Below are 26,377 nucleotides of genomic sequence, written 5' to 3'. Positions count from 1 at the left end.
GAAGGAAAAAAGAAAGTTACAGGGTATGGGTGGCGCGCGACGAGCGCAAGGCGGCGCCGAGGATGTCTTCGATGCGGGCCTTGGCGCGCTGGCCGGTTTCGTCGGCCGGGAAATGCACGCCGACGCCCTGCGCCTTGCTGTTGTTGGCGCCGGCCGGGGTAATCCAGGCCACTTTCCCGGCGATCGGGTACTTGGCCGCATCTTCCATCAGCGACAGGATGAGGTAGATCTCGTCGCCGATCTTGTAGGGCTTGTTGGTCGGCACGAACAGGCCGCCGTTCTTCAGGAAGGGCATGTAGGCGGCATACAGGGCCGCCTTTTCCTTGATCGACAGCGACAGCACCGCCGGCCGCGGCAGCAGCGCAGCATTCGGGTCGGTGGTGTTGCCGCTCGTGTTTCCGCTAAGGTTGCTGCTCATTGCGTTCCTCTCAAACGGGGCTGCAGCAGGATGTGTAATCGAGCAGCATGTCTTCGACGAATAGTTTAGCCGACAACGGGTGATCCGCCACCGCGCGCCGTTCGTTTGCGGACTTCACCGCACGCAATACATTCCCAGTGTGCACGTTGCCGGCCAGGGCGGCAAGTTCCTTCTGGTAGCGCGGATAGTAACGCACCACGCCAGACAATTTCATCGACAGCAAATCGTACAGCCAGCGCTGCTGCCAGGCCACCAGCGCCGCCAGCGGCGTCTTGCTGAGTTTCTCGGCACTGCGCAGCGCGCTCTCGGCCGACGGCCGCGCCAGGAAGTGCAGCAGGGCCTCGAGTTCCTCGCGGCTGCCGGTCTCGGCCTGGTTGCGCGCCGCCAGCGGGGCGCCGCCTTCCTCGCGCAGCCAGCTGTCGGCATCCGGCACGCCCCCCTCCTTCAGCCAGGCCAGGGCCGCGGCGTGGTCCGGCATCGGCAGCGCGAACTTGCGGCAGCGCGACAGGATCGTCGGCAGCAGGCGGTCAAGCCCGTTCGAGGCCAGCAGGAACACGGTGCCCGGCGGCGGCTCTTCCAGTGTCTTCAGCAAGGCGTTCGAGGCCGGCATGTTCAGCGCCTCGGCCGGATACAGCACCACCACCCGCAAGCCTTGCCTGTGGGTCGAGATGTTCATGAAGTCCGCCAGGTTGCGGATCTGCTCGATCTTGATTTCTTTCGAGGGCGCCTTGGTCGACTTCGATTTCTTCTCGCCATCCGTACTGGCCCCTTCTTCGCCTTCCGGCGCGGGGTCGTCTTCCAGCGCTTCCGGCCGCACGCGCCGGTAGTCGGGATGGTTGTGCTGCACGAACCAGCCGCAGGACGCGCAGGCGCCGCAGGCGTGGCCGTCGGGCTGCACGTTTTCGCACAACAGGGCTTGCGCAAAGGTCTCGATGAAGTCGGCCTTGCCAATGCCGGCCGGGCCGTGGAACAGGATGGCGTGCGGCAGGCGCTCGCGCATCTGCTGCAGGCGGGTCCAGGCGGTTTGCTGCCAGGGGTAGATCACAAGAATTTCTCCAGGGCCTCGCGGAGAGTCTGCTGCGTGGCCTCGATGCTGCGGGTCGAATCGACGACGATGAAACGGTCCGGGAACTGCGCCGCGCGGCGCAGGTATTCGGCGCGGCAGCGGGCAAAGAAGGCGCCCTGCTCCTGCTCGAACTTGTCCAGGGTGCGGGTGGCGTCCAGCCGTTCGCGCGCCACTTCCAGGGGCACGTCGAACAGCAGGGTCAGGTCGGGCTGCAGCTGCGGATGGACCCAGGCTTCCAGCGCTTCCATCTTGGCGCGGTCGAGGCCGCGCCCGCCGCTCTGGTAGGCGAAGCTGGCGTCGCTGAAGCGGTCCGACAGCACCCAGGCGCCCGAGGCCAGGCCGGGTTCGATCACCTGCGCGATATGCTCGCGGCGGCTGGCGAACATCAGCAGCGCCTCGGTTTCCAGGTGCATGGTGTCGTGCAGCAGCAGGTCGCGCAGCTTTTCGCCGAGCGGCGTGCCGCCCGGTTCGCGCGAAGCAACGACCCGCTTGCCGCGCGACTTGATCAGTTCGGTGACGAAGCCGATGTGGGTGGACTTGCCGGCGCCGTCGATGCCCTCGAAGGTGATGAACTTGCCGCGCATGGGATTCTGGATGCTGCTCATGGCCGCGACACTCCCCGCTGGTACTGGTTCACGGCGCGGTTATGGTCGTTCAGGTTGTCCGAGAACTGGCTGGTGCCGTCGTTGCGCGAGACGAAATACAGGGCGTCGGTCTTGGCCGGCGCCATGGCCGCGGCCAGCGACTGCACGCCCGGCAGCGAGATCGGCGTCGGCGGCAGGCCGTAGCGGGTGTAGGTATTGAACGGGGTGTCGGTCAGCAGATCCTTCTTGGCGATCTTGCCCTCGTAGCGCGAGCCCATGCCGTAGATCACGCTGGGGTCGGTCTGCAGCATCATGCCGGTACGCAGGCGGTTCACGAACACGCCGGCGATCATGGCGCGCTCGCTCTTCTGGCCGGTTTCCTTTTCCACGATCGAGGCCATGATCAGCGCCTCGTAGGGATTCTTGTAGGGCAGGTTCGGGTCGCGCTTTTCCCAGGCCGCGTTCAGGCGGTTCACCAGCATCTGGTGCGCCTGGCGGTAGATCTGCAAATCGCTCGATCCCTTGGCGAACAGATAGGTGTCGGGGAAGAACAGGCCCTCGGGCTGCTTGAATTCCGGGCTGATCTTCGCCATCAGCTCGGTATCCGACATCTGCGCCGTTTCGTGGCGCAGGGTCTTGGTGGCGGCGATCGCCTCGCGCATCTGGCGGAAGGTCCAGCCTTCGATGATGGTCACGGCTTCCTGGGCGAATTCGCCGCGCACCAGCTGCGTGAGCAGGCGGCGCGGCGTGGTGTTCGGTTTCAGCTCGTAGCTGCCGGCCTTGATGCGCGCGCTGTCGCCGGAAGAGCGCGCCAGCAGCTGGAACAGGAAGGGGTTCACGGGCACGCCGGCCTTGGCCATCTGCTGGGCAGCCGCGTTCACGCCGCTGCCTGGGGTGATGGTGAATTCGATCGGCGGCTCGGCCGTGGTCAGCGGGTGGCCCGACCACCAGGCGAATCCGCCGGCCGCCGCGACTGACACGATCGCGCCGGTGAAGATGAGTTTTTTTATCAGTGCCATTCTGTTTTTGGGTGTTACGGCGCCTCGAAAACCGTCGCATAGCAGGTTTGCGAGGTTCCGGTTTTTCGCCGTCTCCGGCGCGATTTGCTCGACAACTCTATAATGAGGCCGTAATGATATAGCCTAATCGCACAGCATATTGCATTTATGAGCAACTGGACAGACTATCTGGCGTCGCACGGCGCCCGCTTCCATATCGATGAAGCGACCCAGGCCGAAGACTTCGGCCGCACCCTCACCGCAGACGAACTAGCGGCTGGCTTCGTCGCACCCGTGACCGACCTCGGCCTGATCGCCGTGGCCGGCGAGGATGCGGCCGGCTTCCTGCACAACCAGCTCACCAATGACGTCGAGCACCTCGGCACGGGCGAAGCGCGCCTGGCCGGGTATTGCACGCCGAAGGGCCGCTTGCAGGCGACTTTCCTGTACTGGCGTGATGCGGAGGCGGTCTACCTGCAGCTGCCGCGCGCCATCCAGGCGCCGCTGCAAAAGCGCCTGAGCATGTTCGTGCTGCGCGCCAAGGCCAAGCTGCGCGATGCGACCGCCGAAGATCCCTTCGCGGCCGTGCTCGGCATCGGCGGCGCGAAGGGCGAAACGGCGCTGCGGGCCCAGGTGAGCGAGCTGCCGGCCGCGCCCTACGGCAAAGTCACTGGCGCGCACGGCACCGTGATCCGCCTGGCCGACGCCTTCGGTGCGCCACGCTACCTGTGGGTGACGTCGTCCGCCAGCGCCCAGGCGGCCTTCCCTGCGCTGGCGGGTGAGCTCGCGCTCGGCGGCAACGCAGCCTGGCAGCTGGCCGCCATCCATGCCGGCGTGCCGCAGGTGACGCAGCCGACCCAGGAACAGTTCGTGCCGCAGATGATCAACCTGGAATTGCTGGGCGGCGTGAACTTCAAGAAGGGCTGCTACCCGGGCCAGGAAATCGTCGCGCGCAGCCAGTATCTCGGCAAGCTGAAGCGCCGTACGGCCCTTGCCACGGTCGAGAACGCCGCCGCGCGTGCCGGCGACGAAGTGTTTGCGACCGCCGACCCGGACCAGCCCTGCGGCATGGTGGTCAACGCCGCGCCGAACGGCCGCGGCGGCGCCGACTTGCTGGTGGAAATGAAGCTGGCCGCGCTGGACGAAGACGTGCGCCACGGCTCGGCCGCCGGCCCGGCCCTGCGCTTCCAGTCGCTGCCGTACGCGCTCGATGCGCTCGACGTCTAGCATGGTCGACCTGTACGTGTATTACAAGGTGCCACAGGCGAACGCCGCCCGGCTCGAGCCGCCCGTGCGCGCGCTGCTGGCGCGCCTGGCCGCCGACACCGGCATTTCCGGCCAACTGAAGCGCCGTCCGGAGAGCAAGGACGGCGTACAGACCTGGATGGAAGTGTTTCCCGGCGTCGACGCCAATTTCTCCGCCCTGCTGGAATCGTATGCACGCGAGGCCGGCATCGCCGGTTTGATCGACGGTCCGCGCCGGGCCGAGGTTTTCGTGGAGTTCACATGTGCCTGATCGTCTTTGCCTGGCGTGTCATCCCGGGCGTGCCCGTCATCGCCGCCGCCAACCGCGACGAATTCTATGACCGTCCGGCCGCCCCGGCCGCGCCCTGGCCGGAGAACCCGAACGTGATCGCCGGGCGCGACCTGGAACACGGCGGCAGCTGGATGGGCATCACGCGCGAAGGGCCGGACGGCCCGAAGTTCGCCGCCCTGACCAACATCCGCGCGCCGCACGAGGTGCGGCCGGACGCGCCCTCGCGCGGGGCGCTGGTGGCCGACTTCCTGAAGGGTTCGCTGTCGGCGGCCGACTACCTGGACGTGATTCGCGAGCGCGGCGACATCTATAACGGCTACAACCTGGTGCTGGGCGATGCGAAATCCCTGTACTGGTACTCGAACCGCGCCGGCGACGATGCGCGCAACGGCCAGCCGCTCGAAGAGGGCCGCATCTACGGCATCTCGAACAGCCTGCTGGATGCGCCGTGGCCGAAGGTTACGCGCACCAAGGCGCAGTTCGCCAGCCTGCTGTGCCAGGGCGCGCCGGAAGATGCCTATTTCGAGATGCTGGCCGACACCACGCGCGCGCCGGACATGCGTTTGCCGGAAACCGGCGTGTCGCTCGATTTGGAGCGGGTGCTGTCGGCGGTGTGCATCGAGACGGCCGGGTACGGCACGCGCACCTCGACGGTGGTGAAGCTGTACGACGGCGCGCCGGCGGAGCTGCACGAGCGCATAGTGCGGCCGTAAACACACGGATGCGGGTTCGTGCTTGGGCAGCCCGTAGGGTGGACGGCTTGCCGTCCACGCGTCCAACGAACGGAGGCGTATCGTGACGCTTGGTGGCGCTGAACGAATGCCTGTTTGCGATGCACGGTGTAGTTGAACGCGTGGACGGGGAACCCGTCCACCCTACTACAGCTTCCCGCGCAGGATCTCGCGCACGTGCGGCGTGGCCGCGTACGGATCGGGCGGGTTCTTCGCCCCCACGATCGCCTCCATGCGCTCGGTCACTCCACCGAGCGCGTGCGGATGCGAGAAGATGTAGAACTGCCCGTCGCGGATCGCATCGAAGGTCATGCGCGACACATCCCGCGCCGAGACCTTGCCCGACTCCACCGCCTTGACCGTCAGCGCCTGGGCCGCGATCTGGCTGTTGGTCGGCCCGCCCTCGGCTTTCAGCTCTTCCGGACGGTTGCGGTGCGAATGGCTGATCCCGGTCGGCACGAAGTACGGGCACAGCACCGAGGCGCCGATCGGCGCGTTCACCAGTTGCAGGTCGTGGTACAGCGTCTCCGACAGCGACACCACGGCATGCTTCGACACGTTATAGACGCCCATCGCCGGTGCATTCAGCAGCCCGGCCATCGAGGCCGTGTTCACGATATGCCCCTCGAACGACGGGTCCTTCTTCGCGCATTCCAGCATCGCACGGGTGAACACGCGCACGCCATGGATCACGCCCCACAGGTTCACGCCCAGCACCCATTCCCAGTCCTCGGCGCTGTTTTCCCAGACCAGCCCGCCCGAACCGACGCCGGCGTTGTTGAACACCAGGTGGATGCCGTGGAAGCGCGCCACTGCCGCATCCGCCAGCTCCTCGATGTGGGCCGCCTTGCTGACGTCGCACACCATCGCCAGCACCTCGACACCCTGGGCCAGCAAGGCGTCGGTCGTCTTTTCCAGGGCGTCGGCCTGGATGTCGGCCAGCACCAGCTTCATCCCGAGGCTGGCCGCCGTGTCGGCGAACTCGCGTCCCAGGCCACTGCCCGCGCCGGTGATGACGGCGACTTTTCCGCTGAAATTCTTCATGTAATTCCCCTTCAGACCGCGGACACGCCGCCGTCGACCGCCAGGATCTGGCCTGTGATGTGCTTGCCGGCGTCGGAGGCGAACAGCACCACCGCACCCTTCAAGTCCTCGTCGTCGCCCAGGCGCGCCAGCGGCGCATCCTTGGCCAGCACGTCGGCGCCGATGGTCGCCAGCACGCCCTTGGTCATTTTAGACGGGAAGAAGCCCGGCGCGATCGAGTTCACGGTAATGCCGTGGCGGCCCCATTCGCCGGCCAGCGCGCGCGTGAAGTTCACGATCGCACCTTTCGAGGTGTTGTAGGCGATCGTGCTCATGGTGCCCGGCGGATTCCCGGCCAGCCCGGCAATCGAGGAAATGTTCACGATGCGGCCGTAGCCACGCGGGATCATCGACAGCTTGCCCACCGCCTGGCTCACCAGGAAGATGCTGCGCACGTTCAGGTTCATGACCTTGTCCCAGGCGTCGAGCGGGTGCTCTTCGGCCGGGGCGCCCCAGCTGGCGCCGGCGTTGTTGATCAAAATGTCGATCTGGCCGAGGCGGCGCAGCGCTTCCTCGACAAAGGGCTGCACGTTTGCCTCGTGCGAGAGGTCGGCCGCGATTGCCGAGACCTCGATGCCTTTCGACGTCAGGTGCGCCACGGCGATGTCGAGTTCTTCCTGCTTGCGCGAGGAAATGACCAGGCGCGCGCCCTGCTCGCCGAGCGCTTCGGCCATTTGCAGGCCGAGCCCGCGCGAGCCGCCGGTCACGAGGGCGGTTTTGCCTTGCAGTGAAAAGAGTTCCTGGGTAGTGCGCATGCTGTCTCCGTTGTTATTGGTTTGTTGCGGTTTGTTGCGGTTTGTTGCGTTCAGACTTCGTAATCCATGCACTGGCGCTCGTCGCGCACCGCCTTGAAGAAAGGCATCAGCGCCTTGTGCGTGGGGTGGTTGGCGTAAGCGTCGAGGGCGTCGCGGCTCTCGAAGGCCGAGTTCAGGATCACGTCATAGGTGGCTTCCAGCCCCGGCTGGGCCAGCGCCACCTCGAATTGCAGGATGCCCGGCACGATGGCCGCGCACTCGTCCAGGCGGCGTTTCATTTCCCGGGCATTGCTCAGCCGGTCGGCGCCCTCGGCCTGCGCCTTGAGCTTCCACATCACGATGTGTCGAATCATATCTTTCTCGAATCTTTGTGTTGAGTTTGCAAGGTTTTACGTGTCACAGCACCTCGAACAGCCCCGCCGCGCCCTGGCCACCGCCGATGCACATCGTCACCACGACGTACTTCACGCCGCGCCGCTTGCCCTCGATCAGCGCATGGCCGACCAGGCGCGCGCCGGACACGCCGTACGGGTGGCCGACCGCAATCGCGCCGCCGTTCACGTTCAGGCGCTCCATCGGAATGCCGAGCGTATCGGCGCAATACAGCACCTGCACGGCAAAGGCCTCGTTCAGTTCCCACAGGCCGATGTCGTCCACCGTCAGGCCCGCCTTTTGCAGCAGCTTCGGCACCGCATACACCGGGCCGATGCCCATCTCGTCCGGCTCGCAGCCGGCCACCGCAAAGCCGCGGAACACGCCGAGCGGCGCCAGCCCCTTCGCTTCGGCCATGCGCCGGCTCATCACGATCGAGACCGAGGCGCCGTCGGAGAACTGGCTGGCATTGCCCGCGGTGACCACGCCACCCGGCAGCGCGGTGCGGATCTTCGCCACGCCCTCGAGCGTGGTATCGGCGCGGATGCCTTCGTCGGCGCCGATCGTCACTTCGCGCGTGAGCAGGCGGCCCGAAGCCTTGTCGGCCACGCCCATCACGGTCGTCATCGGCACGATCTCCGCGTCGAAGCGGCCTTCGCGCTGGGCGGCGGCCGCGCGCAGCTGGCTCTGCACGCCATAGACGTCCTGGCGCTCCTTCGCAATGCCGTAGCGCTTGGCCACCATCTCGGCGGTCTGCAGCATCGACCAGTAGATTTCCGGTTTCTGCGCGCGCAGCGCGGGGTCGCGCTGCATGTGGGTATTCATTTCCTGCTGCACGCAGGAGATCGACTCGACGCCGCCGGCCGCGAAAATCTCGCCTTCGCCGGCCAGCACGCGCTGGGCCGCCAGCGCAATCGTCTGCAGGCCCGAGGAGCAGAAGCGGTTGACGGTCATGCCCGGCACCGTCACCGGGCAGCCGGCGCGCAGCGCGATCTGGCGTGCGATGTTGCCGCCGGTGGCGCCTTCGGGATTGGCGCAGCCCATGATCACGTCCTCGACCTCGCCGGCCTCGATGCCGGCGCGCGCGATGGCGGCGGCCAGCACGTGGCCGCCGAGGCTGGCCCCATGGGTCATGTTGAAAGCCCCTTTCCACGACTTGGCCAAGCCGGTGCGGGCGGTCGAAACGATGACGGCGTCTTGCATTCTGGTCTCCCTGGTTGTTGGTATTCGATCAAACCAGAATAGCACAGATAAGTACGGTCGTTCGCAAATATCAAGGCTTGCGCCTCATCATATGCAGCCGGGATTTCGCGGGGCGAAACGCGGTCGAATGTTCAGTACGGGATAGTGGGAAGCCGGGGCCGCGCCGGCCGAGGCGGCATGGCCGTGGCAAGGTCAAGCGGCCCCGTCAAACCTTAGTAAGTTTGCAGTAAGTTTGGAGCAAGCATGACGTAAGTTTGGCGGTCCACACTCCGTTCAGCTGACCAAGTATCGGCTAGTCGCAGACTTTATTACTACACGGAGACAACAACATGGCTATCACACCCGGCATGACCGCTGGCGGCAAGGCAGTGCCTTCCTCCCAGGGAATGACCAAGGAAGAACGCAAGGTGATCTTTGCGTCTTCGCTTGGCACCGTTTTCGAATGGTACGACTTCTACCTCTACGGTTCGCTTGCCGCCATCATCGGCAAGCAGTTCTTCCTCGGCGACCCGACCACCTCCTTCATCTTCGCCCTGCTCACCTTTGCCGCCGGCTTCATCGTGCGTCCTTTCGGCGCGCTCGTGTTCGGCCGCCTCGGCGACATGATCGGCCGCAAGTACACCTTCCTGGTCACCATCCTCATCATGGGCGGCTCGACCTTCCTCGTCGGCCTGCTGCCGGGCCACGCCTCGATCGGCATCGCGGCGCCAATCATCCTGGTCACCCTGCGCATCCTGCAAGGCCTGGCACTCGGCGGCGAATACGGCGGCGCGGCCACCTACGTGGCCGAGCACGCGCCTGAAGGCAAGCGCGGCGCCTTTACCGCCTGGATCCAGACCACCGCGACCATGGGCCTGTTCCTGTCGCTGCTGGTCATCCTCGGCACCCGTACCGCCGTCGGCGAAGAAGAATTCCTGGCCTGGGGCTGGCGCATTCCCTTCCTGCTCTCCGTCCTGCTGCTGGGCATCTCGGTCTGGATCCGTATGTCGATGAACGAGTCGCCGGCATTCGCCAAGATGAAGGCCGAGGGCAAGACCTCGAAGCGTCCGCTGTCGGAAGCCTTCCTGCAATGGAAAAACGCGAAGATCGTCATCCTGGCCCTGGTCGGCCTGACGATGGGCCAGGCCGTGGTCTGGTACACCGGCCAGTTCTACGCCCTGTTCTTCCTGACGCAAACCCTGAAGATCGACGGCCCGACCGCGAATATCCTGATCGCCATCGCGCTGCTGCTGGCCACCCCGTTCTTCCTGGTCTTCGGCGCGCTGTCGGACAAGATCGGCCGCAAGTGGATCATCCTCGGCGGCTGCGTCATCGCCGCGGCCACCTACTTCCCGATCTTCAAGGCCATCACCCACTACGGCAACCCGGCCCTGGAACAAGCCATCAACTCGGCGCCGGTCGTCGTCGTCGCCGACCCGGCATCGTGCAACTTCCAGGTCGACCCGAGCGGCACCCGCAAATTCCCGGCTTCCTGCGACATCGCCACCCGCGTGCTGACCAACGCCTCGGTCAACTACACGACCGTCGACGCGCCGGCCGGCACCGTGGCCACCATCAAGGTCGGCGACAAGGTCTTCCAGTCCTTTAACGCCAACATGACCGCCGACGGCCTGAACTTCGATACCGACAGCAAGGCCCGCGAAGACGCCTTTAAAAAGGAAATCACCGGCGCCCTGAAAACGGCCGGCTATCCGGACAAGGCCGATCCGAACCAGATCAACAAGCCGATGGTCGTGCTGCTGCTGTTCATCCTGGTGCTGTACGTGACCATGGTCTACGGCCCGATCGCCGCCATGCTGGTTGAAATGTTCCCGACCCGCATCCGCTACAGCTCGATGTCCCTGCCTTACCACATCGGTAACGGCTGGTTCGGCGGCCTGCTGCCCACGATCTCGTTCGCCCTGGTGGCCGCCAACGGCAACATCTACTACGGGCTCTGGTACCCGATCATCATCGCCCTAATCACCGTCGTGATCGGTGCCCTGTTCGTTCGCGAGACCAAGGACAACAACATCTACGCCGCCGACTGAGTTCTATCCGCTCCGTCAAAAGCAAAATGCCGCTGGAAACAGCGGCATTTTTTTCGCCTAACCGCGTCCAGGCCACCCTGCCCACCGGCAGTCTCCGACGTCGCCCGTACGGTGGGCACCCCGTGCCCACGCGGTACGCACGCCACCGAGTGGCCCGCGGCCGTAACGTGTCGCCCGCCAGCTCCCGCTCAGGACACGGCCAACATCAATGCCAGAGATTTCGTATCACCCCACCTGGCTGACCAGGTAAGCACACCGCCTCGCCCCCTCCAACTGATGCTCGATCCGCACCACCGACACGCTTGGCCCCAGCACGCGCCGGAACACCTCCAGCTCCGAGCGGCAAAACTGCTGGCACGCCTGGGCCGCCGCGCAGATCGGGCAGTGGTTCTCCAGCAGCAGCACACTCCCATCCACGCGCGGCTCGACCTCCGCCATGTAACCCTCGAGCGAGCGCGCCGCCGCCAGCGCCGCCACCTGCTGGTCCAGGGTCCCACCCGGGTCGACCTGCGCCCGGTAAACCTGCTCGCTAGCCGCTTCCCGCGCCACGATCAGCTTCTCCAGCCCGCTTTCCCCAAACAGGGTCCGCACACCGTCGATCAAGTCCAACGTCACCTCGGCATGCCGGTCGGGAAAACGCGCATGCCCCGCATCGCTCAGCTGCCAGCGCCGCACCGGCCGCCCGACCTTGCCCGGACTGTCGTGATAGGTCACCAGCCCCTTGTCGACGCCAAGCTCGAGCTGGCGCCGCACGCCCATCGCCGTCATCCCGAGCAGTCCGGCCAGCGCCTGCGCCGTCTGCGCGCCGCGCGTCTTCAACATCATCAACACCTGGTCGAAGGTATTCATTTCGTCTCCACGGTCAATTCAAGGCGACGCCCGCTCCATTGGCGCAGCGCCAGCGCGGCCCACGCCGCCAGCAAACCGCCGACGATCAGCACCAGCCGTGTGTCGACCAGGGCCAGCACGCCACCCGCCAGCGCCATCACGATATTTGCCAGGCAGAATGTGGTGGATAGCAGGCCCATCACGGCACCTTGCCCGTGCGCGGCAAACTGGTCGGCCGACCAGCCCTGCAGCGTGGCGTTGTAATACGCATGCGGCAAGCCGAACAGGACAATGCCCGCCAGCCCGACCCACAGGCTGCCAAATCCCACCGCCAGGATCGCCGCTGCCGCCAGCGCCGCCTGGCCGCTCGCGCGCCGGCGCGGCTCGAGCGCACTGGCGCGCCCCGCGAACAGGGCGGCACAGGTCATCAGCGCGCACATGCCCATGTTCACGAAAGCGATCTGGCGCGTGTCGTAGCGCCCGACGTCCACCAGCCACAAGGGAAAGAACTCGTAAAAGGCCGCCACGCCGCAAGCATAGGCAAAGTGCACCGTAAACAGGGTGCGCAGCGGGGCATGACGCAGCAGGGTCAGCGCATGCCGCTCGCGCGCCACCGTCCACCAGCTCCCGGCCTGCGCCGCATGTTCCTGGCCGACCGGTTCGCGTTCCAGCGCCAGCGCCGCCAGGCCCGCGCCCAGCAACAACGCAGCGGCGGCGATGTAGAACGGCAGCGTGATCCCGGCGCCGACCGTGAGCCCGGCCAGCAATGGCCCCACCAACCAGCCGAGGTTGAAGGCACCGTTCAGCCACGACAGCGCATGGTTGCGCAGCCCACCGCTCAGGCGTTCGGCCAGCATCGCGCGCAGAATCGAGCCATTTCCTTCCAGAAGGCCGGTGACGAAGCGCGCCAGCAGGAACAGCGGGTAGGATTGGGCCAGCAGCGCCATCGCGGTGAGCCCGTGGCCGATGGCGGCGCCGATCGCCGTGATCAACAGCAGGCGGCGCCGGCCGAAGCGGTCCGACACCGGCCCCAGCATGGCGCTGCCGATCAGCAGGCCGAGCGGATTGATCATCAGCGCGATGCCGAACAACAGTTTCGGCGGCAAGCCCAGGAAATTCGTCAGCGCATTGGCGCTGCCGCCGGCAAACAGCGGCGGCAGGATCGGGTAAGGCAGCGAGGCGCCGGTGGTGGACAGTAAACCCAGCAGACAGGCGCTGGCGATCAGGAGCACGGTCTTCATGGAATTGAATAGACGTTGCAATACCAACATCGTATGCCTGAGCCAGCTATAAGTAAACGGATTTGTTTATTTATTCGCCCGACAAAAAAACGCCGCTGAAATCCAGCGGCGTTTGTCGGCTCAGTTGCGTACCAGGCAGTGCAAGCGACTAAATCAGGCTCAGCCGTTAAAACCCTTGCCTTCGCTTGCCAGGCGCTCCAGCAGCGGCGCCGGCTGCCACGCTTCGCCGTGGCGTCCGCGTGCAAACTTGCGGATCGTGTCCAGCACGTTGGTCAGGCCCACCGTGTCCGCATACAGCATCGGTCCGCCGCGGTGCAGCGGGAAGCCGTAGCCGGTGAGGTAGACCATGTCGATATCGGAGGCGCGCAGGGCAATGCCTTCTTCCAGGATGCGCGCGCCTTCGTTCGCCAGCGCAAACACCAGGCGCTGCACGATCTCGGCGTCGGAAATCGCGCGCCGCTCGATACCGGCTTCCTGCGCATAGTTCGTGATCATGTCGTTCACCAGCGGCGAAGGATGCGGCTTGCGGTCGCCCGCCTGGTAGTCGTACCAGCCGGCGCCGGTCTTCTGGCCGAAGCGTCCCGCCTCGCACAGGCGGTCCGGGATCGGCGAATACACCAGTTCCGGCGACTCGGCATAGCGGCGCTTGCGGATGTACCAGCCGATGTCGTTGCCGGCCAGGTCGCTCATGCGGAACGGCCCCATCGCGAAGCCGAACTTCTCGATCGCCTTGTCCACCTGCTCCGGCAGCGCACCTTCTTCCAGCAGGAAGAAGGCCTGGCGCAGGTACTGCTCGACCATGCGGTTGCCGATGAAGCCGTCGCACACGCCCGACACCACGCCGGTCTTGCGGATCTTTTTCGACAGCGCCAGCGCGGTGGCCAGCACGTCCTTGCCGGTCTGCGCGCCGCGCACGATTTCCAGCAGCTTCATCACGTTGGCCGGGCTGAAGAAGTGCAGGCCGATCACGTCCTGCGGACGCTTCGTGAACGCGGCAATCTTGTCGAGGTCCAGCGTCGAGGTGTTCGAGGCCAGGATCGCACCCGGCTTCATGACTTCGTCGAGCTTGCGGAAGACCTGGGCCTTGACCTCCATGTCCTCGAACACGGCCTCCACCACGATATCGGCCCCGGCGATGTCCTCGTAGGCCAGCGTGCCGGTGATCAACCCGACGCGCTGCTTGGCCTTCTCCGGCGCCAGCTTGCCCTTCTTGACCGTGTTCTCGTAGTTCTTGCGGATGGTCGCCAGGCCCTTGTCCAGCGCTTCCTGCTTCGTTTCCAGGATGGTGACCGGGATACCGGCGTTCGCGAAGTTCATGGCGATGCCGCCGCCCATGGTACCGGCGCCGATCACGGCGGCGCGCGCAATCTCGCGGGTCGGCGTATCGCCTGGCACGTCCGGCACCTTGCTGGCGGCGCGTTCGGCAAAGAAGGCATGGCGCAGCGCCTTCGATTCGTCGGTCTGGGCCAGGGCGAAGAAGCGCTCGCGCTCGAATGCCAGGCCGTCCTCGATCTTCTTCGTCACCGCCGCCGCCACGCACTCCACGCATTCGAGCGGCGCCGGGAACGGGCCGGCCATGGCTTTCACGGTATTGCGCGAGAACTGCAAGAAGGCCTCGGCATTCGGATAGTCGATCTTCAGGTCGCGCACCTTCGGCAGCGGACGCACATCCGCGATGCTGTTCGCGAAGTCGACGCTGGCCGCGACCAGGTCGGCGCCGGCATCGAACACGCGGTCGAACAGCTTCGTTTCCGCCAGCTTTTCCGACAGCACCGGGTTACCCGAGACGATCATGTTCAGGCCCAGCTCCAGGCCGACCACGCGCGGCAGGCGCTGGGTGCCGCCGGCGCCCGGCACCAGGCCGATCTTCACTTCCGGCAGGCCGACCTGGGCGCCCGGCAGCGCCACGCGGTAATGACAGCCGAGCGACAGTTCGAGGCCGCCGCCCATGCAGACGCCGTGGATCGCGGCGACAACGGGCTTTTCCAGGTTCTCGGCGGTGGCGATCAGGGTGTGCAGGTTCGGTTCGGCCAGCGCTTTCGGCGAATTGAATTCGCGGATGTCCGCCCCGCCCGAAAACACCTTGCCGGCGCCGGTGATCACGACCGCCTTCACGGCGGCGTCGCTTTCGGCGCGGCGCAGGGCGGCAACGGCAGCCGTGCGCGTCTCGAAGCCCAGGCCATTGACCGGCGGATTGTTCAGGGTAATGACGGCAACGCTGCCGTGAACGACGTAGTCTGCACTCATGTCTCTTCCTTTTGTAGTAGTCCCACTTTGTTGGTCGCACTGCGCTTGAACTGCTCCGGCAACTATAGCGCAAAAAAGTACGGTCGTCTTATTTCTTCGACAGCCTATTCACCCTGGATAGTGGCGCCCGGACCCGGCCAGCCGTTATCATGCGAGCCATGACCGTCCCGAACCGCCACCCCACATGACCCCCTTGATCGATCCCGGCGAGGTCGAATTCAGCGCCATCCGTGCCCAGGGCCCAGGCGGCCAGAACGTCAACAAGGTGTCCTGCGCCGTCCATGCGCGCTTCGATATCCGGGCCTCTTCGCTGCCCGAAGCCGTCAAACTGCGCCTGCTGGCGCTGCACGACAGCCGCCTCTCGCAAGACGGCGTGCTGGTGCTCAAAGCCCAGCAATCGCGCAGCCTGGAGCAGAACAAGGAAGACGCGCTGCGGCGCCTGCAGGCGCTGGTCGACGCCGCGGCCGAGGTGCCGACCGTGCGCCGCCCGACCCGGCCGACGCGCGGCTCGCAACTGCGCCGCCTCGACGGCAAGACGCGCAGCAGCCAGGTCAAGGCGCTGCGCCGCAAAGTTACAGACTGAAAGGAACCCATGCTCAAGCTTATCCAGGAACTGATGCGGCTCTACCTGCCGCAAGGCGTCGTCACCGAAGAGGCGCTGCAAGCCCATATCCTCGGCCAGCAGACCCTGCCGCCCGACATCACCACCGTCGACGGCCTGACCCGCACGATCGCGATTCCCTTCCACCGGATTCCGAAGGCCGACGAAGGCCGCCACTGGGCCCTGCTGTGCGAGGTGGCGAACGCCCTGCAGGAAGAACTCGACCTGCCGGCGCCGGCCGTGAGCATCGCCAGCCAGGAAGGCTTCTGTCTGTGGCTGTCGCTGGCCACCCCGCTGCCTTCGCTGGAGGCTGGCCAGTTCGTCGAACTGCTGCGCCAGGCTTATTTTCCGGAAGTCGAGCCCAGCCTGGGCGCGCCGGTCGAGCTGCCACCTTGCCTGAACCGCGACAGCGGGCGCTGGACCCCTTTCATCAATCCCGGCATGGGCGCCTCCTTTATCGGCGAACCCGGGCTGGAGATCGCGCCGCCGCAAGCGGCCCAGGCTGCGTTCCTGGAAGGCCTGGAGAGCATCGATGCGGCGCGTTTCGGCGCGGCGCTGGAACGCCTGCAGTCGCGCGGGGCCGGTGCGGCGGCATCCGAAGGCAGCCTGGCGCCGGCGCACCCTGCGTCGCCCAGCGCCACGCCGGACGGTCTGCTGCTGAAGGACGCCAGCCTGGAAGACATCGTGCGCCACCTGCATGCGATGAACATCGAACCGACGTTCCGGCACGTGTTGCCGTCGGGGCGCTCCAGCTGACAGAGTCGATTCCCTCGCCTGCCATGCAAGTTCCATTTTTTCAAGTATTTTATGATGTTCAAGTATTTACGCAACATACTTGATAAATTACTTTAAGTTGGCTGTTGCATCTGGTAAGTTTTGTGCAACGGAGGGACGCATGGTATCGCAAAGTAAAAACGACATTCGTACTGATACGGAAACCGCGCGCCAGGTCGATGCGGGGATCCGATTATGCTCGGAGCAAGGGCTGCACCCAGCCCTGCAGTTCCTGGAAGAAGGCGGCGTGCCGAGGTCTGTCGCACTCAGGGTGCTGGCCTCCCCGGATCATTTTCGTCAACAGGAACGCCGCCGGCTTCCTCGTCCCTGTCGATGACCTGACGCAGGATCGGAGCGGCTCCGGACGTGCCTTCGTCCAGCCGGATGGGGGCATGGAAGCAAGACGCATCGCTCCGTCCTTGCGCGCATGGATGCCATCCCGCGCAGCAGTGTGTTCGCCATGGCGCCACTTCCTGTAGATTGAGGTCTTTCCCATCCGTTCTGCCGGGTGGCGCCGTTTGCGTGCATGACGGCGCCGCGCGCGCGGCAGACGTCATCCGTATCCCATGACAGTCGATCTCATGCTCGCCGCTGCCAGGAGCTTCCTGTTCGTCCTGGTGACGATGCTGCCCATCCTTAATCCAGCCGCCACCGCGCCGATCTTCCTGAGCATGACCGAAGGCGCGTCGCCCGCCACACGCATCCTGCTCGCCAGCCGCATCGCGCGCAACATGTTCTGGCTGATGACGGGATCGATGCTCATCGGTTCCTACGTGCTCGACTTCTTCGGCATTTCGCTGCCGATCGTGCGTATCGGCGGCGGCCTGATACTGGCTTCGGTCGCATGGCGGCTGCTCGGCGCCACACCCCAAACGCAGGACAGCCGCGCGGCCCTGGCCGAGGCCTACACGCTCGACCACGCGCACCGCCAGGCCTTTTATCCGCTGACGTTCCCGATCAGCTGTGGCCCGGCGTCGATCTCGGTCGCCATCACGGTGGGGGTCACCCTGCATGACGTCGAGCTCGTGATGTCGGCGGCGCGCATGGGAGCGGCGCTGCTGGCGCTGGCCCTGATCGGGGTGCTGCTCTACCTGGCGTTCCGCTACGGCGAGCATTTCCTGCGCCTGATCGGCGAAGCGGGAACCGCGGTCTTCCTGCGGCTGACCGCGTTCATCCTGCTCTGCCTGGGCGTGCAGATCGTCTGGGATGGTGTGCGCGAACTGCTGCTGGAGATCATGGCGATCTCCTCGCAGCCCACGACCATCCACACGGCCGCACTGTGGCGATGAGCTGTGGCAATGAGTCTTGCCGCTGTCAGGTGACCCGCCGGCCCGCCACTGAAGCAAGCGCCTTGCCCAGCCGGTTGCTGCGCGCCGCCGTGCTCGCCGCCAGGTAGCCACGCGCATACGCCGCCTGGCGCGCCACCTGCGCATTGCTGCCCTTCAGCGCATCCAGCAAGCGGTCGGCCACTGCGTAATCGTTCAGCATACCCAGCTTGTCCTGCAGCTTGGACAAGCGCCCGACATACGGCTTCACGCGCTTGACCGGCAGCAAATCCTGGAAAAATTCCGCCGCATAGCGCGCCTTCTTGGCCGCGATACGGGTGCGATGGCGCGCATGCGCGTCCGCCGTATCCAGGCCGTCGATGCGCTTGTCGAGCCGCTTTTCCGCCTTGCGCAGCAGCGGCCGCATGCCGCGCCCGGCCGGCGCCGCCAGCGGCGAATCCTTCGCCAGGGCATCGCCTGCACGCCATGCGCGCCCGTGCAGCCAGCCTCCCACCTGCAGCAGCACCCCGGTGAAACGCGGGGCGCGCAGGGTCTGGGCCAGCTGGCGGTGATGCGCCTCGGCCTTGGCCTGGGCCGCCTGGCGCAGGGCCGCCGGGTCCAGCCCGTCGATGCGCTCCAGCGTGGAGCCGGCCAATACGTCCCAGTCGCGCGCTGCGCCGAGTTCCCCGGCCAGCCAGTCAAGTCCCTCGCGCACCGCGGCCGGCGGCTGCACCAGCTCGTCGAACATGTCGACCAGGGCGCGCAGGCGGCGCAGGCCCACGCGCATCTGGTGCAGGCTTTCCACGTCGCGCTTCAGCACGCCCGGCACATTCGACTCCAGCTGCGCCAGGCAATTCGCGCCGATGGCGACAAAGGCCTGTTCCAGCGTCATCCTGGCGCGCAGGCGTACCGGCGCCGCCTTGTGGGCGCGCAGCGGGGCAGCGTCGAGCAGCGCATAGCCGCGCGCGGCCTTGCTGTCGCTGGCCAGCTGCAGCGGCACCTCGTGGTGCAGGTCCAGCGCCAGCCGGAACAGCTGGGCCGGATCGCCCTCCTTCAGTTCGAGCTCGAGTTCGGCGATCGACGCCTGCTGGGCGCCGGCGGCGATGCTGCCGGCGTCGAGTGCGCATTCGAGCTCCTGGCCGCCCTCCAGCGCGATGCGCCAGGTGGTGCGGTGGGTCGTATTCTGGAACAGCGGCGCCAGGTCGGCAGCGATGGCGGCGCTACGCAGCAGTTCGGCCATCGCCGCCGGCTTGACCTGGCGCGCGACCAGGTCGGGCCGCGGCTGGGCGTCGGGCAGCGCGCATTCCCACTCGCCGCGCCGGTGCAGGCTGCCCGAGGCATCGCCGGCCGTCTTCACGGTCTGGATCCAGCGTCCGTTGTCGGCGCGCACACGCAGGGTCAGGCCGGCCTGCCACAAGGCCCGCTCGGGAGTGTCGTAATAGGTGTCGACCAGGTGATGCTCGACGGGTTCGCCAAGCGCGCGTTCGTGCAGCACCGGGTGGCGGCGCAGCCGTTCCAGCTCGTCCGCCGGGACTTTCAGTGTGAGTTCGGTTTCCATGCGGGGTGTCCTCCTTTGCCTCTACTAGAGCACAGGCGACACGGATGAGGCGCACGGACGGTCATCGCCTGGCAGCGACTATTGGTGACGCCGTAATGCGGTGGTCATAATGGGCGGTCACACTGGCGCTATCCAACCTGTATGAGGCCGATTGTGGGAACAGAGAACGAAAAACCGATGGAACAACTGGAACTCGACGCGCAAACCGTCGAAGCGGCGCGCGCCATCCAGCTCGATGCCGGCACGCCGAGCGCCGTCGAATTCCTGAAGGCGCGCGACGTCGAGGGCAGCGTCATCGCGCAGGTGCTCAAGAAAGAGTTGCTGGAAGGCCAGCCCCCGGCGCTGGATTGACGCCGCCCGCGCGCTGCGCGGGGCGCCCCAGGCTCACGCCGTCGGCAGCTTGTGCTCCCGGTACTGGTCACGGAGCCGGTTCTTCTGGATCTTGCCGGTCGCGCCCATCGGCAAGGCCTCGGTGAACACCACGTCGTCCGGCAGCCACCACTTCGCCACCTTGCCCTCGAAGAAAGCCAGCAGTTCCTCGCGCGAGACCTCCTGCCCGGGGCGCTTGACCACCACCAGCAGAGGCCGCTCGTCCCATTTCGGGTGGACCACGCCGATGCAGGCCGCCTGCATCACGGCCGGGTGGGCCATGGCGATGTTTTCCAAGTCGATGCTGCCGATCCATTCTCCGCCAGACTTGATGACGTCCTTGCTGCGGTCGGTGATCTGCATGTAGCCGTCGCCGTCGATGGTGGCCACGTCGCCGGTCGGGAACCAGCCATCCTTCAGCACGTCTCCCCCTTCGTTGCGGAAGTAACCGGACACGATCCACGGACCCTTCACGTACAGATGGCCATAGGTCTCGCCGTCCCACGGCAGTTCCTCGCCCTCGTCGTCGACGATCTTCATGTCGACGCCGAAGATGGCGTGGCCCTGCTTCTGCAGGATCTTGCGCTGCTCTTCCTTCGGCAGTTCGCGGTGCTTGGCCTGCAGGCCGCCGGTGGTGCCGAGCGGCGACATTTCCGTCATGCCCCAGCCGTGGATCACGTGCACGTCGAGCTTGTCGATCAGGGTGTCCATCATCGCCGGCGGGCAGGCCGAGCCGCCGATCACGGTGCGGCGGAAGGTGGAGAATTGCAGGTTGTTCTGCAGCGCGTGGTTGATCAGGCCCAGCCAGACGGTCGGCACGCCGGCCGAGAAGGTCACCTTCTCGGCCTCGAACAAGTCGTACAGCGACTTGCCGTCGAGCGCCGCGCCCGGGAACACCATCTTCGCGCCCGACAGCGGCACCGAGTATGGCAAGCCCCAGGCATTCACGTGGAACATCGGTACCACCGGCACCACGGTGTCGAGGCAGGACACGTTCAGCGCGCCCGGCATGCTCGAGGCGTACGCGTGCAGCAGGGTCGAGCGGTGCGAGTACAGGGCGCCCTTCGGGTTGCCGGTCGTGCCCGAGGTGTAGCACAGCGAGGCGGCCGAGTTTTCGTCGAACTGCGGCCATACATAGTCGTCGCTGCTCGACGCGATGATGTCCTCGTAGCACAGCAGGCTCGGGATCTTCGTTTCCTGCGGCATGTGGGCGCGGTCGCTCATCAGGATGAAGGACTTCACGGTCTTGCAGTGCGGCGCCACCGCCTCGATCAGCGGCAGGAAGGTCAGGTCGAAGAACAGGTACTGGTCTTCGGCGTGGTTCACGATGTAGGCGATCTGCTCGGGATGCAGGCGCGGGTTGATGGTGTGCAGCACGGCGCCGGAGCCGGACACGGCGTAGTACAGCTCCATGTGGCGGTAGCCGTTCCAGGCCAGGGTGGCGACGCGGTCGCCCATCTGTACGCCCAGGCCGGTGAGTGCACGCGCCATGCGGCGGGCGCGCGCTTCGCATTCGCGGTAGGTGTAGCGGTGGATGTCGCCTTCGACGCGGCGCGATACGATTTCGTTGGCGCCGTAGTGGCGCGCTGCGAACTCGATGATGCTCGAAATGAGCAGGGGCTGGTCCATCATCTGGCCCATCAGCGGGCTCTTCGGGTACGGCGTCATCGAATGTCTCCTGTGGTCTGATTGTCAAGCTCGAACGAGTGTGATTCGGCTTGATGCAGCGCGTCAACATGTTTCGATGCTGCGGCGCAGCAGCCTGCACGAAGCCGGCAATGGCAAGCGTGTCCGGATGCCGGCACGCTTGCGGACGCGGTGCGCGCGAATAGAATCTCCCCGGTACGGTAGAATCTTGTCGTCATCTCGATTACATCTTGTAAGGGAACTGCCATTACACCCAACGATCTCCCCTTCGGCAACGGCTTCGCCGCCCTGCCGCCCGCGTTCTACACGCGGCTGATGCCGACGCCCATGCCAGCGCCGTATTTCGTCGCGGGAAGCAGCCGTGCAGCCGCCCTGGTCGGCCTCGACCCGGCCGCCCTGGCGCAGGACGATTTCGTGGCCGCCTTCACCGGCAACGCGGTGCCCGAGGGCGCCCAGCCGCTGGCGGCCGTGTATTCCGGCCACCAGTTCGGCGTCTGGGCCGGCCAGCTGGGCGATGGCCGCGCCATCCTGCTCGGCGACCTGCCGGGGCCGGAAGGCCGCATGGAGCTGCAGCTGAAAGGCGCCGGCAAGACGCCCTATTCGCGCATGGGCGACGGCCGCGCCGTGCTGCGCTCCTCGATCCGCGAATTCCTGTGCTCGGAAGCCATGGCCGCGCTCGGCATCCCGACCACGCGCGCCCTGGTCGTGACCGGCTCCCAGCAGCGCGTGATGCGCGAATCGCTGGAAACGGCGGCGGTGGTCACGCGCATGGCGCCGAGCTTTGTCCGCTTCGGTTCCTTCGAGCACTGGCACTACCGCGACAAGCCGGACGAACTGCGCACCCTGGCCGACTACGTGATCGACACCTTCTACCCCGATCTGCGAGGCGCAGCCAATCCCTACGCCGCGCTGCTGGCCGAGGTGACCCGCCGCACCGCGCGCATGATCGCGCACTGGCAGGCGGTCGGCTTCATGCACGGCGTGATGAACACCGACAATATGTCGATCCTCGGCCTGACCCTGGACTACGGTCCCTTCGGCTTCATGGAAGCCTTTGACGTCAACCACATCTGCAACCACACCGACCAGGGCGGACGCTATTCGTATGCGAACCAGGTCGCCATCGGCCACTGGAACTGCTATGCGCTGGGCAATGCCCTGCTGCCGCTGATCGAGACCGTGGAAGCGGCCCAGGAAGCGCTGGACGTCTACATGCTGGAATTCGAACGGCAGCTGGACGTGCTGTTGCACGCCAAGTTCGGCCTGGCGCAGACCCGCGAGGGCGACCGCGCCCTGATCGACGGCCTGTTTTCCATCATGCAGGCCAGCCACGTCGACTTCACCCTGCTGTTCCGGCGCCTGGCCGACCTCAGGATCGCCGAGCCCGGCAGCGAGGAAGGCATACGTGACCTGTTCATCGACCGCGCCGCTTTCGACGCCTGGGCCGAGCGCTACCGCGAGCGCCTGCGCGCCGAAGGCAGCGACGACGCTGCACGCCGCGCCGCCATGAACCGCGTCAATCCGAAGTACATCCTGCGAAACTATCTGGCCCAGCAGGCGATCGAACGGGCACAGAACGGCGACTTCAGCGAAGTGAACAAACTGCTCGCCATCCTTGAGCAGCCCTACGACGAGCAGCCCGAACACGAAGCCTATGCCGCGCTGCCGCCGGACTGGGCCGCGCATCTCGAGGTCAGCTGCTCCTCGTGATTTCCTCGTTGCCCGGCGCATCCTTCGCATGCCGATCTTCCCGCATGCGTATACTGCCGGGTGCGATTACACTGCGTGCTTTGCGCAGGCTTTGAAAAGAAAGACCGACATGACCGATAAAGTGACCAAGACCGACGCCGAATGGCGCGCCCAGCTCGACCCGATCGAATACCAGGTAACGCGCCACGCCGCCACCGAGCGTGCCTTCACCGGCAAATTCTGGGATCACCACGAGCACGGCATCTACACCTGCGTCTGCTGCAACACGCCGCTGTTCGAGTCCGACGCCAAGTTCGAGTCCGGCTGCGGCTGGCCCAGCTATTTCAAGGCGCTCGATCCCGACAACGTGATCGAGAAGGTCGACCGTTCGCACGGCATGGTGCGCACCGAGATCATCTGCGCCGTGTGCGACGCCCACCTCGGCCACGTGTTCCCGGACGGCCCGCCGCCAACCGGCCTGCGCTACTGCATCAACTCGGCCGCGCTCAGCTTCAAGCCGCTGTAACCACCAAGCTTTACCTGGAGCCCCATGAAATTTTTGTTCGACTTCTTCCCGCTGATCCTGTTCTTCGCGGTCTATAAATACGGCACCGGCAACGAGGCGGCCGCGGTGGCGCTCGCCGAAACCTACCTCGGCGGTCTGGTCTCGGGCGGCAAGATCATCGCCAGCCAGGCGCCGATCATGCTCGCCACCGTGGTCGGCATCATCGCCACCGTGCTCCAGGTGGGCTACCTGCTGGTACGCCGGCGCAAGGTCGACACCATGCTCTGGGTGTCCTTCTTCGTGATCGTGGTGTTCGGCGGCGCCACCATCTATTTCCACGACGAGACCTTCATCAAGTGGAAGCCGACCATGCTGTACTGGATCTTCGCGGCGGCCCTGTTCGTCAGCCAGGTCTTCCTGAAAAAGAATTTGATGCGCAAGGTGATGCACGAAGCCCTGCCGCTGCCCGAAGCCATCTGGCCGCGCGTCGGCTTCCAGTGGATGGGTTTCCTGTTTTTCCTGGGCGCGCTGAACCTGGTGATGGCCTTCGTGATCTTCAAGAACGACACGAACGCCTGGGTGAACTTCAAGGTCTTCGGCATGACCGCGATCTTCTTCTTGTTCTCGGTCGGCCAGGCCATGATGCTGGTAAAACACGTCCCACAGGAGGAAGCATGAGTCTGGATAACCGCGTCGACACCCGGGTCGAGCGCATCGAAGCGCGCCTGACCGAAGCCCTGAACCCGCTCGACCTGGCCGTCGGCGACGATTCGCACCTGCACGCCGGGCACGCCGGCGCCGCCTCGGGTGGCGGTCATTACAGCGTACGCATCGTCTCCGAGCGCTTCGAGGGACTAAGACTCGTCATGCGCCATCGACTGGTGTATGATGCCGTGCACGATATGATGAAGGCCGAGATCCACGCCCTGGCAATCACCGCCCTGGCGCCCTCGGAGCTGTAGTCAGCAAGCATGCTGGACACGGACTGAGGCCAAGTTCAGCATAGCTTAAGAAATCTTTCGCACAATTGAATTGCTCTGCAAAAGAAATAATCAGAACTCCGTCCAAGCAACTCCCCTCCCACAGGAACACCATAATGACTTTTAAGCCAGCACAACTGCTGTTAGCCCTGATCGCCGTTATCGCAGCACCCGCTTTCGCCCAGAACCTAGCCGTCGTCAACGGCAAGCCCATCCCGACCTCGCGCGTGGACGCGATCGTGAAGCAAGTCGTGGCCCAGGGCCAGGGCGAGGATTCGCCGCAAATGCGCGACATGATCAAGAAGCAGCTGATCGAACGCGAAGTGCTGATGCAGGAAGCGATCAAGCAAGGCTACGACAAGAAGCCTGAAGTCAAGCTCGCCCTCGACAATGCCCGCCAGGCCATCGTCGTCAGCCAGCTGGCGCGCGACTACATCACCAAGAACCCGGTCACCGATGCCGAAATCAAGGCCGAGTACGACCGCTTCGCCAAGACCCAGGCCGCGGAAAAGGAATACCACGTGCGCCACATCCTGCTGGCCACCGAAGACGAAGCGAAAGCCGTCATCACCAAGCTGAAGGGCGGCGCCAAGTTCGAAGAACTGGCCAAGCAAAGCAAGGACACCGGTTCGGCCAACAACGGCGGCGACCTCGACTGGGCTAGCCCGGCCGCCTTCCCGCCGGAATTCGCAGCCGGCTTCACCAAGCTGCAAAAAGGCGGCGTGACCGAGACCCCGGTGAAAACGGGCGCCGGCTACCACGTGATCAAGGTCGACGACACCCGCGCCGTGAAAGTTCCGGCGATGGAAGAAATCAAGCCGCAGATCGCCGAAAGCCTGACCCAGACCAAGCTCGCCGCCTATCAGGAGGAAATGGTCAAGAAGGCGAAGGTACAGTAAGATGTTGTGCCTCCGGCGCGCCCGCCCTTGGGTGACGCGCCGGGTTTCGTCGCCAGCGGGCGACTTTATCGAGTTTTTATAGGATCCGAACAATGATTTTGAAGCCCACCCGCCTGTTGCTCGCCATGACCGCGCTGGTCGCCGCGCCTGTGTTCGCGCAGAACGCCGCCACCGTGAATGGCAAGCCGATCCCGGCGGCAAAGGTTGACCAGGCGGTCAAGCAGATCGTCGCCCAAGGCCGTGCCACGGATTCGCCGCAGCTGCGCGAAATGGTCAAGAAGGAACTGATCGGCCGTGAAGTCCTGATCCAGGAAGCCGACAAGCAAGGCGTCGGCGGCCGTGCGGACGTCAAGGCAGCGGTCGACAATGCCCGCCAGAGCATCATCATCAACGCGATGCTGGCCGACTACGTCAAGAAAAACCCGGTCAAGGACGCCGAGATCAAGGCCGAGTACGACAAGGCCAAGGCCCAGGCGCCGGAGAAGGAATACCACGCCCGCCACATCCTGGTCGAGAAGGAAGAAGACGCCAAGGCCATCATCACCAAGCTCAAGGGCGGCGCCAAGTTCGAAGAACTGGCCAAGCAGGGCAAGGACGGCACCGCCCAGAACGGCGGCGACCTGGGCTGGGCCGACCCGCGCGGCTTCGTTCCAGAGTTCTCGAAAGCCATGACCTCGCTGCAAAAAGGCGCCATTACCGACACCCCGGTGAAGACCCAGTTCGGCTTCCACGTCATCAAGCTCGAAGACGTGCGTCCGGTGCAGGTCCCGCCGCTGGACCAGGTCAAGCAGCAGGTGGCAGAATCGCTGCAGCAGAAGAAGCTGGCCGAGTTCCGCGAGTCGCTGCTGAAGAAGGCCAAGGTCCAGTAATCTGGATTGGCCGAGAAGTAGTTAGGCGAAAGGCGCTTCCACGGAAGCGCCTTTTTATTTGTAGGGTGGGTTCTCGAACCCACCGTCCGACGAGGCCTGCGCGGCACTATGCCGACAGTGCGTAGGGT

The 26,377-nt window shown here is 65.4% G+C and carries 27 protein-coding genes; 14 read left to right on the top strand and 13 right to left on the bottom strand.

Going from position 1 to position 26,377, the window contains the following annotated elements; genetic code table 11:
• Positions 1 to 16 precede the first annotated feature (16 nt).
• The 4 genes from ACWYRN_RS21270 to mltG are packed head-to-tail and all read right to left on the bottom strand — an operon-like array spanning position 17 to position 3,087.
• Positions 17 to 418, bottom strand: a complete 402-nt coding sequence (locus ACWYRN_RS21270) for a PilZ domain-containing protein (protein WP_488689721.1) — start codon at positions 416 to 418, stop codon at positions 17 to 19.
• 10 nt (positions 419 to 428) lie between these two features.
• Positions 429 to 1,418 carry a DNA polymerase III subunit delta' gene (holB, locus tag ACWYRN_RS21265; RefSeq protein ID WP_488692859.1) on the bottom strand — a complete coding sequence of 330 codons (990 nt, stop codon included), beginning with the start codon at positions 1,416 to 1,418 and terminating at the stop codon, positions 429 to 431.
• A 41-nt stretch (positions 1,419 to 1,459) separates the two neighbouring features.
• Entirely contained in the window at positions 1,460 to 2,089 is a 630-nt protein-coding gene (gene tmk, locus ACWYRN_RS21260; protein WP_488689719.1) for a dTMP kinase, read from the bottom strand.
• On the bottom strand, positions 2,086 to 3,087 hold the full coding sequence (gene mltG, locus ACWYRN_RS21255) for an endolytic transglycosylase MltG (RefSeq protein WP_488689718.1): 1,002 nt from the start codon (positions 3,085 to 3,087) through the stop codon (positions 2,086 to 2,088). The genes tmk and mltG overlap by 4 nt, the downstream gene beginning before the upstream one ends.
• Positions 3,088 to 3,234: 147 nt before the next feature.
• Between mltG and ygfZ the strand changes: the two genes are divergently transcribed.
• The 3 genes from ygfZ to ACWYRN_RS21240 are packed head-to-tail and all read left to right on the top strand — an operon-like array spanning position 3,235 to position 5,316.
• Positions 3,235 to 4,293, top strand: coding sequence for a CAF17-like 4Fe-4S cluster assembly/insertion protein YgfZ (gene ygfZ / locus ACWYRN_RS21250; protein WP_488689717.1), 1,059 nt, complete (start codon positions 3,235 to 3,237; stop codon positions 4,291 to 4,293).
• Positions 4,277 to 4,582 (top strand): DUF4936 family protein, encoded by a 306-nt coding sequence (locus ACWYRN_RS21245; protein WP_488689716.1) that lies wholly within the window; start codon positions 4,277 to 4,279, stop codon positions 4,580 to 4,582. The genes ygfZ and ACWYRN_RS21245 overlap by 17 nt, the downstream gene beginning before the upstream one ends.
• Positions 4,573 to 5,316 carry an NRDE family protein gene (locus ACWYRN_RS21240; RefSeq protein WP_488689715.1) on the top strand — a complete coding sequence of 248 codons (744 nt, stop codon included), beginning with the start codon at positions 4,573 to 4,575 and terminating at the stop codon, positions 5,314 to 5,316. Before ACWYRN_RS21245 ends, ACWYRN_RS21240 begins: the two co-directional genes overlap by 10 nt.
• A gap of 165 nt (positions 5,317 to 5,481) precedes the next feature.
• Here the strand turns inward: ACWYRN_RS21240 and ACWYRN_RS21235 are convergent, their stop codons facing one another.
• The 4 genes from ACWYRN_RS21235 to ACWYRN_RS21220 are packed head-to-tail and all read right to left on the bottom strand — an operon-like array spanning position 5,482 to position 8,747.
• Positions 5,482 to 6,378, bottom strand: a complete 897-nt coding sequence (locus ACWYRN_RS21235; RefSeq protein ID WP_488689714.1) for an SDR family oxidoreductase — start codon at positions 6,376 to 6,378, stop codon at positions 5,482 to 5,484.
• Between the two features lie 11 nt (positions 6,379 to 6,389).
• The gene (locus tag ACWYRN_RS21230; RefSeq protein WP_488689712.1) at positions 6,390 to 7,172 is read right to left on the bottom strand and encodes an SDR family oxidoreductase; all 783 of its coding nucleotides are present in this window, start codon (positions 7,170 to 7,172) and stop codon (positions 6,390 to 6,392) included.
• Between the two features lie 50 nt (positions 7,173 to 7,222).
• Complete coding sequence (locus ACWYRN_RS21225) at positions 7,223 to 7,525, bottom strand: Dabb family protein (protein ID WP_488689710.1); 303 nt, start codon at positions 7,523 to 7,525, stop codon at positions 7,223 to 7,225.
• Between the two features lie 43 nt (positions 7,526 to 7,568).
• Entirely contained in the window at positions 7,569 to 8,747 is a 1,179-nt protein-coding gene (locus ACWYRN_RS21220) for an acetyl-CoA C-acyltransferase (RefSeq protein ID WP_488689709.1), read from the bottom strand.
• A 329-nt stretch (positions 8,748 to 9,076) separates the two neighbouring features.
• On the opposite strand from ACWYRN_RS21220, the gene ACWYRN_RS21215 reads away from it, so the two are divergent.
• The gene (locus ACWYRN_RS21215; RefSeq protein WP_488689707.1) at positions 9,077 to 10,777 is read left to right on the top strand and encodes an MFS transporter; all 1,701 of its coding nucleotides are present in this window, start codon (positions 9,077 to 9,079) and stop codon (positions 10,775 to 10,777) included.
• Positions 10,778 to 11,002: 225 nt separating this feature from the next.
• Here the strand turns inward: ACWYRN_RS21215 and ACWYRN_RS21210 are convergent, their stop codons facing one another.
• The 3 genes from ACWYRN_RS21210 to ACWYRN_RS21200 all read right to left on the bottom strand — a co-directional run bounded on the left by ACWYRN_RS21210 (position 11,003) and on the right by ACWYRN_RS21200 (position 15,093).
• The gene (locus tag ACWYRN_RS21210) at positions 11,003 to 11,626 is read right to left on the bottom strand and encodes a helix-turn-helix transcriptional regulator (RefSeq protein ID WP_488689706.1); all 624 of its coding nucleotides are present in this window, start codon (positions 11,624 to 11,626) and stop codon (positions 11,003 to 11,005) included.
• The gene (locus ACWYRN_RS21205) at positions 11,623 to 12,846 is read right to left on the bottom strand and encodes an MFS transporter (RefSeq protein ID WP_488689705.1); all 1,224 of its coding nucleotides are present in this window, start codon (positions 12,844 to 12,846) and stop codon (positions 11,623 to 11,625) included. The genes ACWYRN_RS21210 and ACWYRN_RS21205 overlap by 4 nt, the downstream gene beginning before the upstream one ends.
• A gap of 159 nt (positions 12,847 to 13,005) precedes the next feature.
• Positions 13,006 to 15,093 carry a 3-hydroxyacyl-CoA dehydrogenase NAD-binding domain-containing protein gene (locus ACWYRN_RS21200; protein WP_488689704.1) on the bottom strand — a complete coding sequence of 696 codons (2,088 nt, stop codon included), beginning with the start codon at positions 15,091 to 15,093 and terminating at the stop codon, positions 13,006 to 13,008.
• Positions 15,094 to 15,277: 184 nt separating this feature from the next.
• Here ACWYRN_RS21200 and arfB point away from each other — a divergent pair, with 184 nt between their 5' ends.
• The 3 genes from arfB to ACWYRN_RS21185 all read left to right on the top strand — a co-directional run bounded on the left by arfB (position 15,278) and on the right by ACWYRN_RS21185 (position 17,757).
• On the top strand, positions 15,278 to 15,676 hold the full coding sequence (gene arfB / locus ACWYRN_RS21195) for an alternative ribosome rescue aminoacyl-tRNA hydrolase ArfB (RefSeq protein ID WP_488689702.1): 399 nt from the start codon (positions 15,278 to 15,280) through the stop codon (positions 15,674 to 15,676).
• Between the two features lie 9 nt (positions 15,677 to 15,685).
• Positions 15,686 to 16,450 carry a hypothetical protein gene (locus ACWYRN_RS21190; protein ID WP_488689701.1) on the top strand — a complete coding sequence of 255 codons (765 nt, stop codon included), beginning with the start codon at positions 15,686 to 15,688 and terminating at the stop codon, positions 16,448 to 16,450.
• A gap of 584 nt (positions 16,451 to 17,034) precedes the next feature.
• Positions 17,035 to 17,757, top strand: a complete 723-nt coding sequence (locus ACWYRN_RS21185; RefSeq protein ID WP_488689700.1) for a MarC family protein — start codon at positions 17,035 to 17,037, stop codon at positions 17,755 to 17,757.
• A gap of 25 nt (positions 17,758 to 17,782) precedes the next feature.
• Here the strand turns inward: ACWYRN_RS21185 and ACWYRN_RS21180 are convergent, their stop codons facing one another.
• The gene (locus ACWYRN_RS21180; RefSeq protein ID WP_488689699.1) at positions 17,783 to 19,291 is read right to left on the bottom strand and encodes a CYTH and CHAD domain-containing protein; all 1,509 of its coding nucleotides are present in this window, start codon (positions 19,289 to 19,291) and stop codon (positions 17,783 to 17,785) included.
• A 177-nt stretch (positions 19,292 to 19,468) separates the two neighbouring features.
• On the opposite strand from ACWYRN_RS21180, the gene ACWYRN_RS21175 reads away from it, so the two are divergent.
• Complete coding sequence (locus ACWYRN_RS21175; protein WP_488689698.1) at positions 19,469 to 19,642, top strand: hypothetical protein; 174 nt, start codon at positions 19,469 to 19,471, stop codon at positions 19,640 to 19,642.
• A 33-nt stretch (positions 19,643 to 19,675) separates the two neighbouring features.
• Here ACWYRN_RS21175 and ACWYRN_RS21170 read toward each other — a convergent pair whose 3' ends face one another.
• Positions 19,676 to 21,328, bottom strand: coding sequence for a 3-(methylthio)propionyl-CoA ligase (locus ACWYRN_RS21170; RefSeq protein ID WP_488689696.1), 1,653 nt, complete (start codon positions 21,326 to 21,328; stop codon positions 19,676 to 19,678).
• Positions 21,329 to 21,529: 201 nt separating this feature from the next.
• On the opposite strand from ACWYRN_RS21170, the gene ACWYRN_RS21165 reads away from it, so the two are divergent.
• The 6 genes from ACWYRN_RS21165 to ACWYRN_RS21140 all read left to right on the top strand — a co-directional run bounded on the left by ACWYRN_RS21165 (position 21,530) and on the right by ACWYRN_RS21140 (position 26,249).
• Positions 21,530 to 23,017, top strand: coding sequence for a protein adenylyltransferase SelO (locus ACWYRN_RS21165; RefSeq protein WP_488692857.1), 1,488 nt, complete (start codon positions 21,530 to 21,532; stop codon positions 23,015 to 23,017).
• Positions 23,018 to 23,126: 109 nt separating this feature from the next.
• The gene (gene msrB / locus ACWYRN_RS21160; RefSeq protein WP_488689695.1) at positions 23,127 to 23,522 is read left to right on the top strand and encodes a peptide-methionine (R)-S-oxide reductase MsrB; all 396 of its coding nucleotides are present in this window, start codon (positions 23,127 to 23,129) and stop codon (positions 23,520 to 23,522) included.
• A gap of 24 nt (positions 23,523 to 23,546) precedes the next feature.
• Positions 23,547 to 24,179, top strand: a complete 633-nt coding sequence (locus tag ACWYRN_RS21155) for a septation protein A (RefSeq protein ID WP_488689694.1) — start codon at positions 23,547 to 23,549, stop codon at positions 24,177 to 24,179.
• Positions 24,176 to 24,463 carry a BolA family protein gene (locus tag ACWYRN_RS21150; protein WP_488689693.1) on the top strand — a complete coding sequence of 96 codons (288 nt, stop codon included), beginning with the start codon at positions 24,176 to 24,178 and terminating at the stop codon, positions 24,461 to 24,463. Before ACWYRN_RS21155 ends, ACWYRN_RS21150 begins: the two co-directional genes overlap by 4 nt.
• A gap of 134 nt (positions 24,464 to 24,597) precedes the next feature.
• Positions 24,598 to 25,380, top strand: a complete 783-nt coding sequence (locus ACWYRN_RS21145; RefSeq protein WP_488689692.1) for a peptidylprolyl isomerase — start codon at positions 24,598 to 24,600, stop codon at positions 25,378 to 25,380.
• Between the two features lie 92 nt (positions 25,381 to 25,472).
• Positions 25,473 to 26,249 (top strand): peptidylprolyl isomerase, encoded by a 777-nt coding sequence (locus tag ACWYRN_RS21140; RefSeq protein ID WP_229435575.1) that lies wholly within the window; start codon positions 25,473 to 25,475, stop codon positions 26,247 to 26,249.
• Positions 26,250 to 26,377 lie beyond the last annotated feature (128 nt).

It is taken from the genome of Massilia sp. BAP21, from assembly GCF_057801335.1.
The sequence above is the reverse complement of the archived record's forward strand: the minus strand, read 5'-3'. Positions and strand labels throughout refer to the sequence as shown.

What these genes read in the sequence shown, in the direction of transcription:
- ACWYRN_RS21270 (WP_488689721.1), bottom strand. Translation starts at nt 418, where the DNA reads ATGAGCAGCAACCTTAGCGGAAACACGAGCGGCAACACCACCGACCCG.
- holB (WP_488692859.1), bottom strand. Translation starts at nt 1,418, where the DNA reads ATGCGCGAGCGCCTGCCGCACGCCATCCTGTTCCACGGCCCGGCCGGC.
- tmk (WP_488689719.1), bottom strand. Translation starts at nt 2,089, where the DNA reads ATGAGCAGCATCCAGAATCCCATGCGCGGCAAGTTCATCACCTTCGAG.
- mltG (WP_488689718.1), bottom strand. Translation starts at nt 3,087, where the DNA reads ATGGCACTGATAAAAAAACTCATCTTCACCGGCGCGATCGTGTCAGTC.
- ygfZ (WP_488689717.1), top strand. Translation starts at nt 3,235, where the DNA reads ATGAGCAACTGGACAGACTATCTGGCGTCGCACGGCGCCCGCTTCCAT.
- ACWYRN_RS21245 (WP_488689716.1), top strand. Translation starts at nt 4,277, where the DNA reads ATGCGCTCGACGTCTAGCATGGTCGACCTGTACGTGTATTACAAGGTG.
- ACWYRN_RS21240 (WP_488689715.1), top strand. Translation starts at nt 4,573, where the DNA reads ATGTGCCTGATCGTCTTTGCCTGGCGTGTCATCCCGGGCGTGCCCGTC.
- ACWYRN_RS21235 (WP_488689714.1), bottom strand. Translation starts at nt 6,378, where the DNA reads ATGAAGAATTTCAGCGGAAAAGTCGCCGTCATCACCGGCGCGGGCAGT.
- ACWYRN_RS21230 (WP_488689712.1), bottom strand. Translation starts at nt 7,172, where the DNA reads ATGCGCACTACCCAGGAACTCTTTTCACTGCAAGGCAAAACCGCCCTC.
- ACWYRN_RS21225 (WP_488689710.1), bottom strand. Translation starts at nt 7,525, where the DNA reads ATGATTCGACACATCGTGATGTGGAAGCTCAAGGCGCAGGCCGAGGGC.
- ACWYRN_RS21220 (WP_488689709.1), bottom strand. Translation starts at nt 8,747, where the DNA reads ATGCAAGACGCCGTCATCGTTTCGACCGCCCGCACCGGCTTGGCCAAG.
- ACWYRN_RS21215 (WP_488689707.1), top strand. Translation starts at nt 9,077, where the DNA reads ATGGCTATCACACCCGGCATGACCGCTGGCGGCAAGGCAGTGCCTTCC.
- ACWYRN_RS21210 (WP_488689706.1), bottom strand. Translation starts at nt 11,626, where the DNA reads ATGAATACCTTCGACCAGGTGTTGATGATGTTGAAGACGCGCGGCGCG.
- ACWYRN_RS21205 (WP_488689705.1), bottom strand. Translation starts at nt 12,846, where the DNA reads ATGAAGACCGTGCTCCTGATCGCCAGCGCCTGTCTGCTGGGTTTACTG.
- ACWYRN_RS21200 (WP_488689704.1), bottom strand. Translation starts at nt 15,093, where the DNA reads ATGAGTGCAGACTACGTCGTTCACGGCAGCGTTGCCGTCATTACCCTG.
- arfB (WP_488689702.1), top strand. Translation starts at nt 15,278, where the DNA reads ATGACCCCCTTGATCGATCCCGGCGAGGTCGAATTCAGCGCCATCCGT.
- ACWYRN_RS21190 (WP_488689701.1), top strand. Translation starts at nt 15,686, where the DNA reads ATGCTCAAGCTTATCCAGGAACTGATGCGGCTCTACCTGCCGCAAGGC.
- ACWYRN_RS21185 (WP_488689700.1), top strand. Translation starts at nt 17,035, where the DNA reads ATGACAGTCGATCTCATGCTCGCCGCTGCCAGGAGCTTCCTGTTCGTC.
- ACWYRN_RS21180 (WP_488689699.1), bottom strand. Translation starts at nt 19,291, where the DNA reads ATGGAAACCGAACTCACACTGAAAGTCCCGGCGGACGAGCTGGAACGG.
- ACWYRN_RS21175 (WP_488689698.1), top strand. Translation starts at nt 19,469, where the DNA reads ATGGAACAACTGGAACTCGACGCGCAAACCGTCGAAGCGGCGCGCGCC.
- ACWYRN_RS21170 (WP_488689696.1), bottom strand. Translation starts at nt 21,328, where the DNA reads ATGACGCCGTACCCGAAGAGCCCGCTGATGGGCCAGATGATGGACCAG.
- msrB (WP_488689695.1), top strand. Translation starts at nt 23,127, where the DNA reads ATGACCGATAAAGTGACCAAGACCGACGCCGAATGGCGCGCCCAGCTC.
- ACWYRN_RS21155 (WP_488689694.1), top strand. Translation starts at nt 23,547, where the DNA reads ATGAAATTTTTGTTCGACTTCTTCCCGCTGATCCTGTTCTTCGCGGTC.
- ACWYRN_RS21150 (WP_488689693.1), top strand. Translation starts at nt 24,176, where the DNA reads ATGAGTCTGGATAACCGCGTCGACACCCGGGTCGAGCGCATCGAAGCG.
- ACWYRN_RS21145 (WP_488689692.1), top strand. Translation starts at nt 24,598, where the DNA reads ATGACTTTTAAGCCAGCACAACTGCTGTTAGCCCTGATCGCCGTTATC.
- ACWYRN_RS21140 (WP_229435575.1), top strand. Translation starts at nt 25,473, where the DNA reads ATGATTTTGAAGCCCACCCGCCTGTTGCTCGCCATGACCGCGCTGGTC.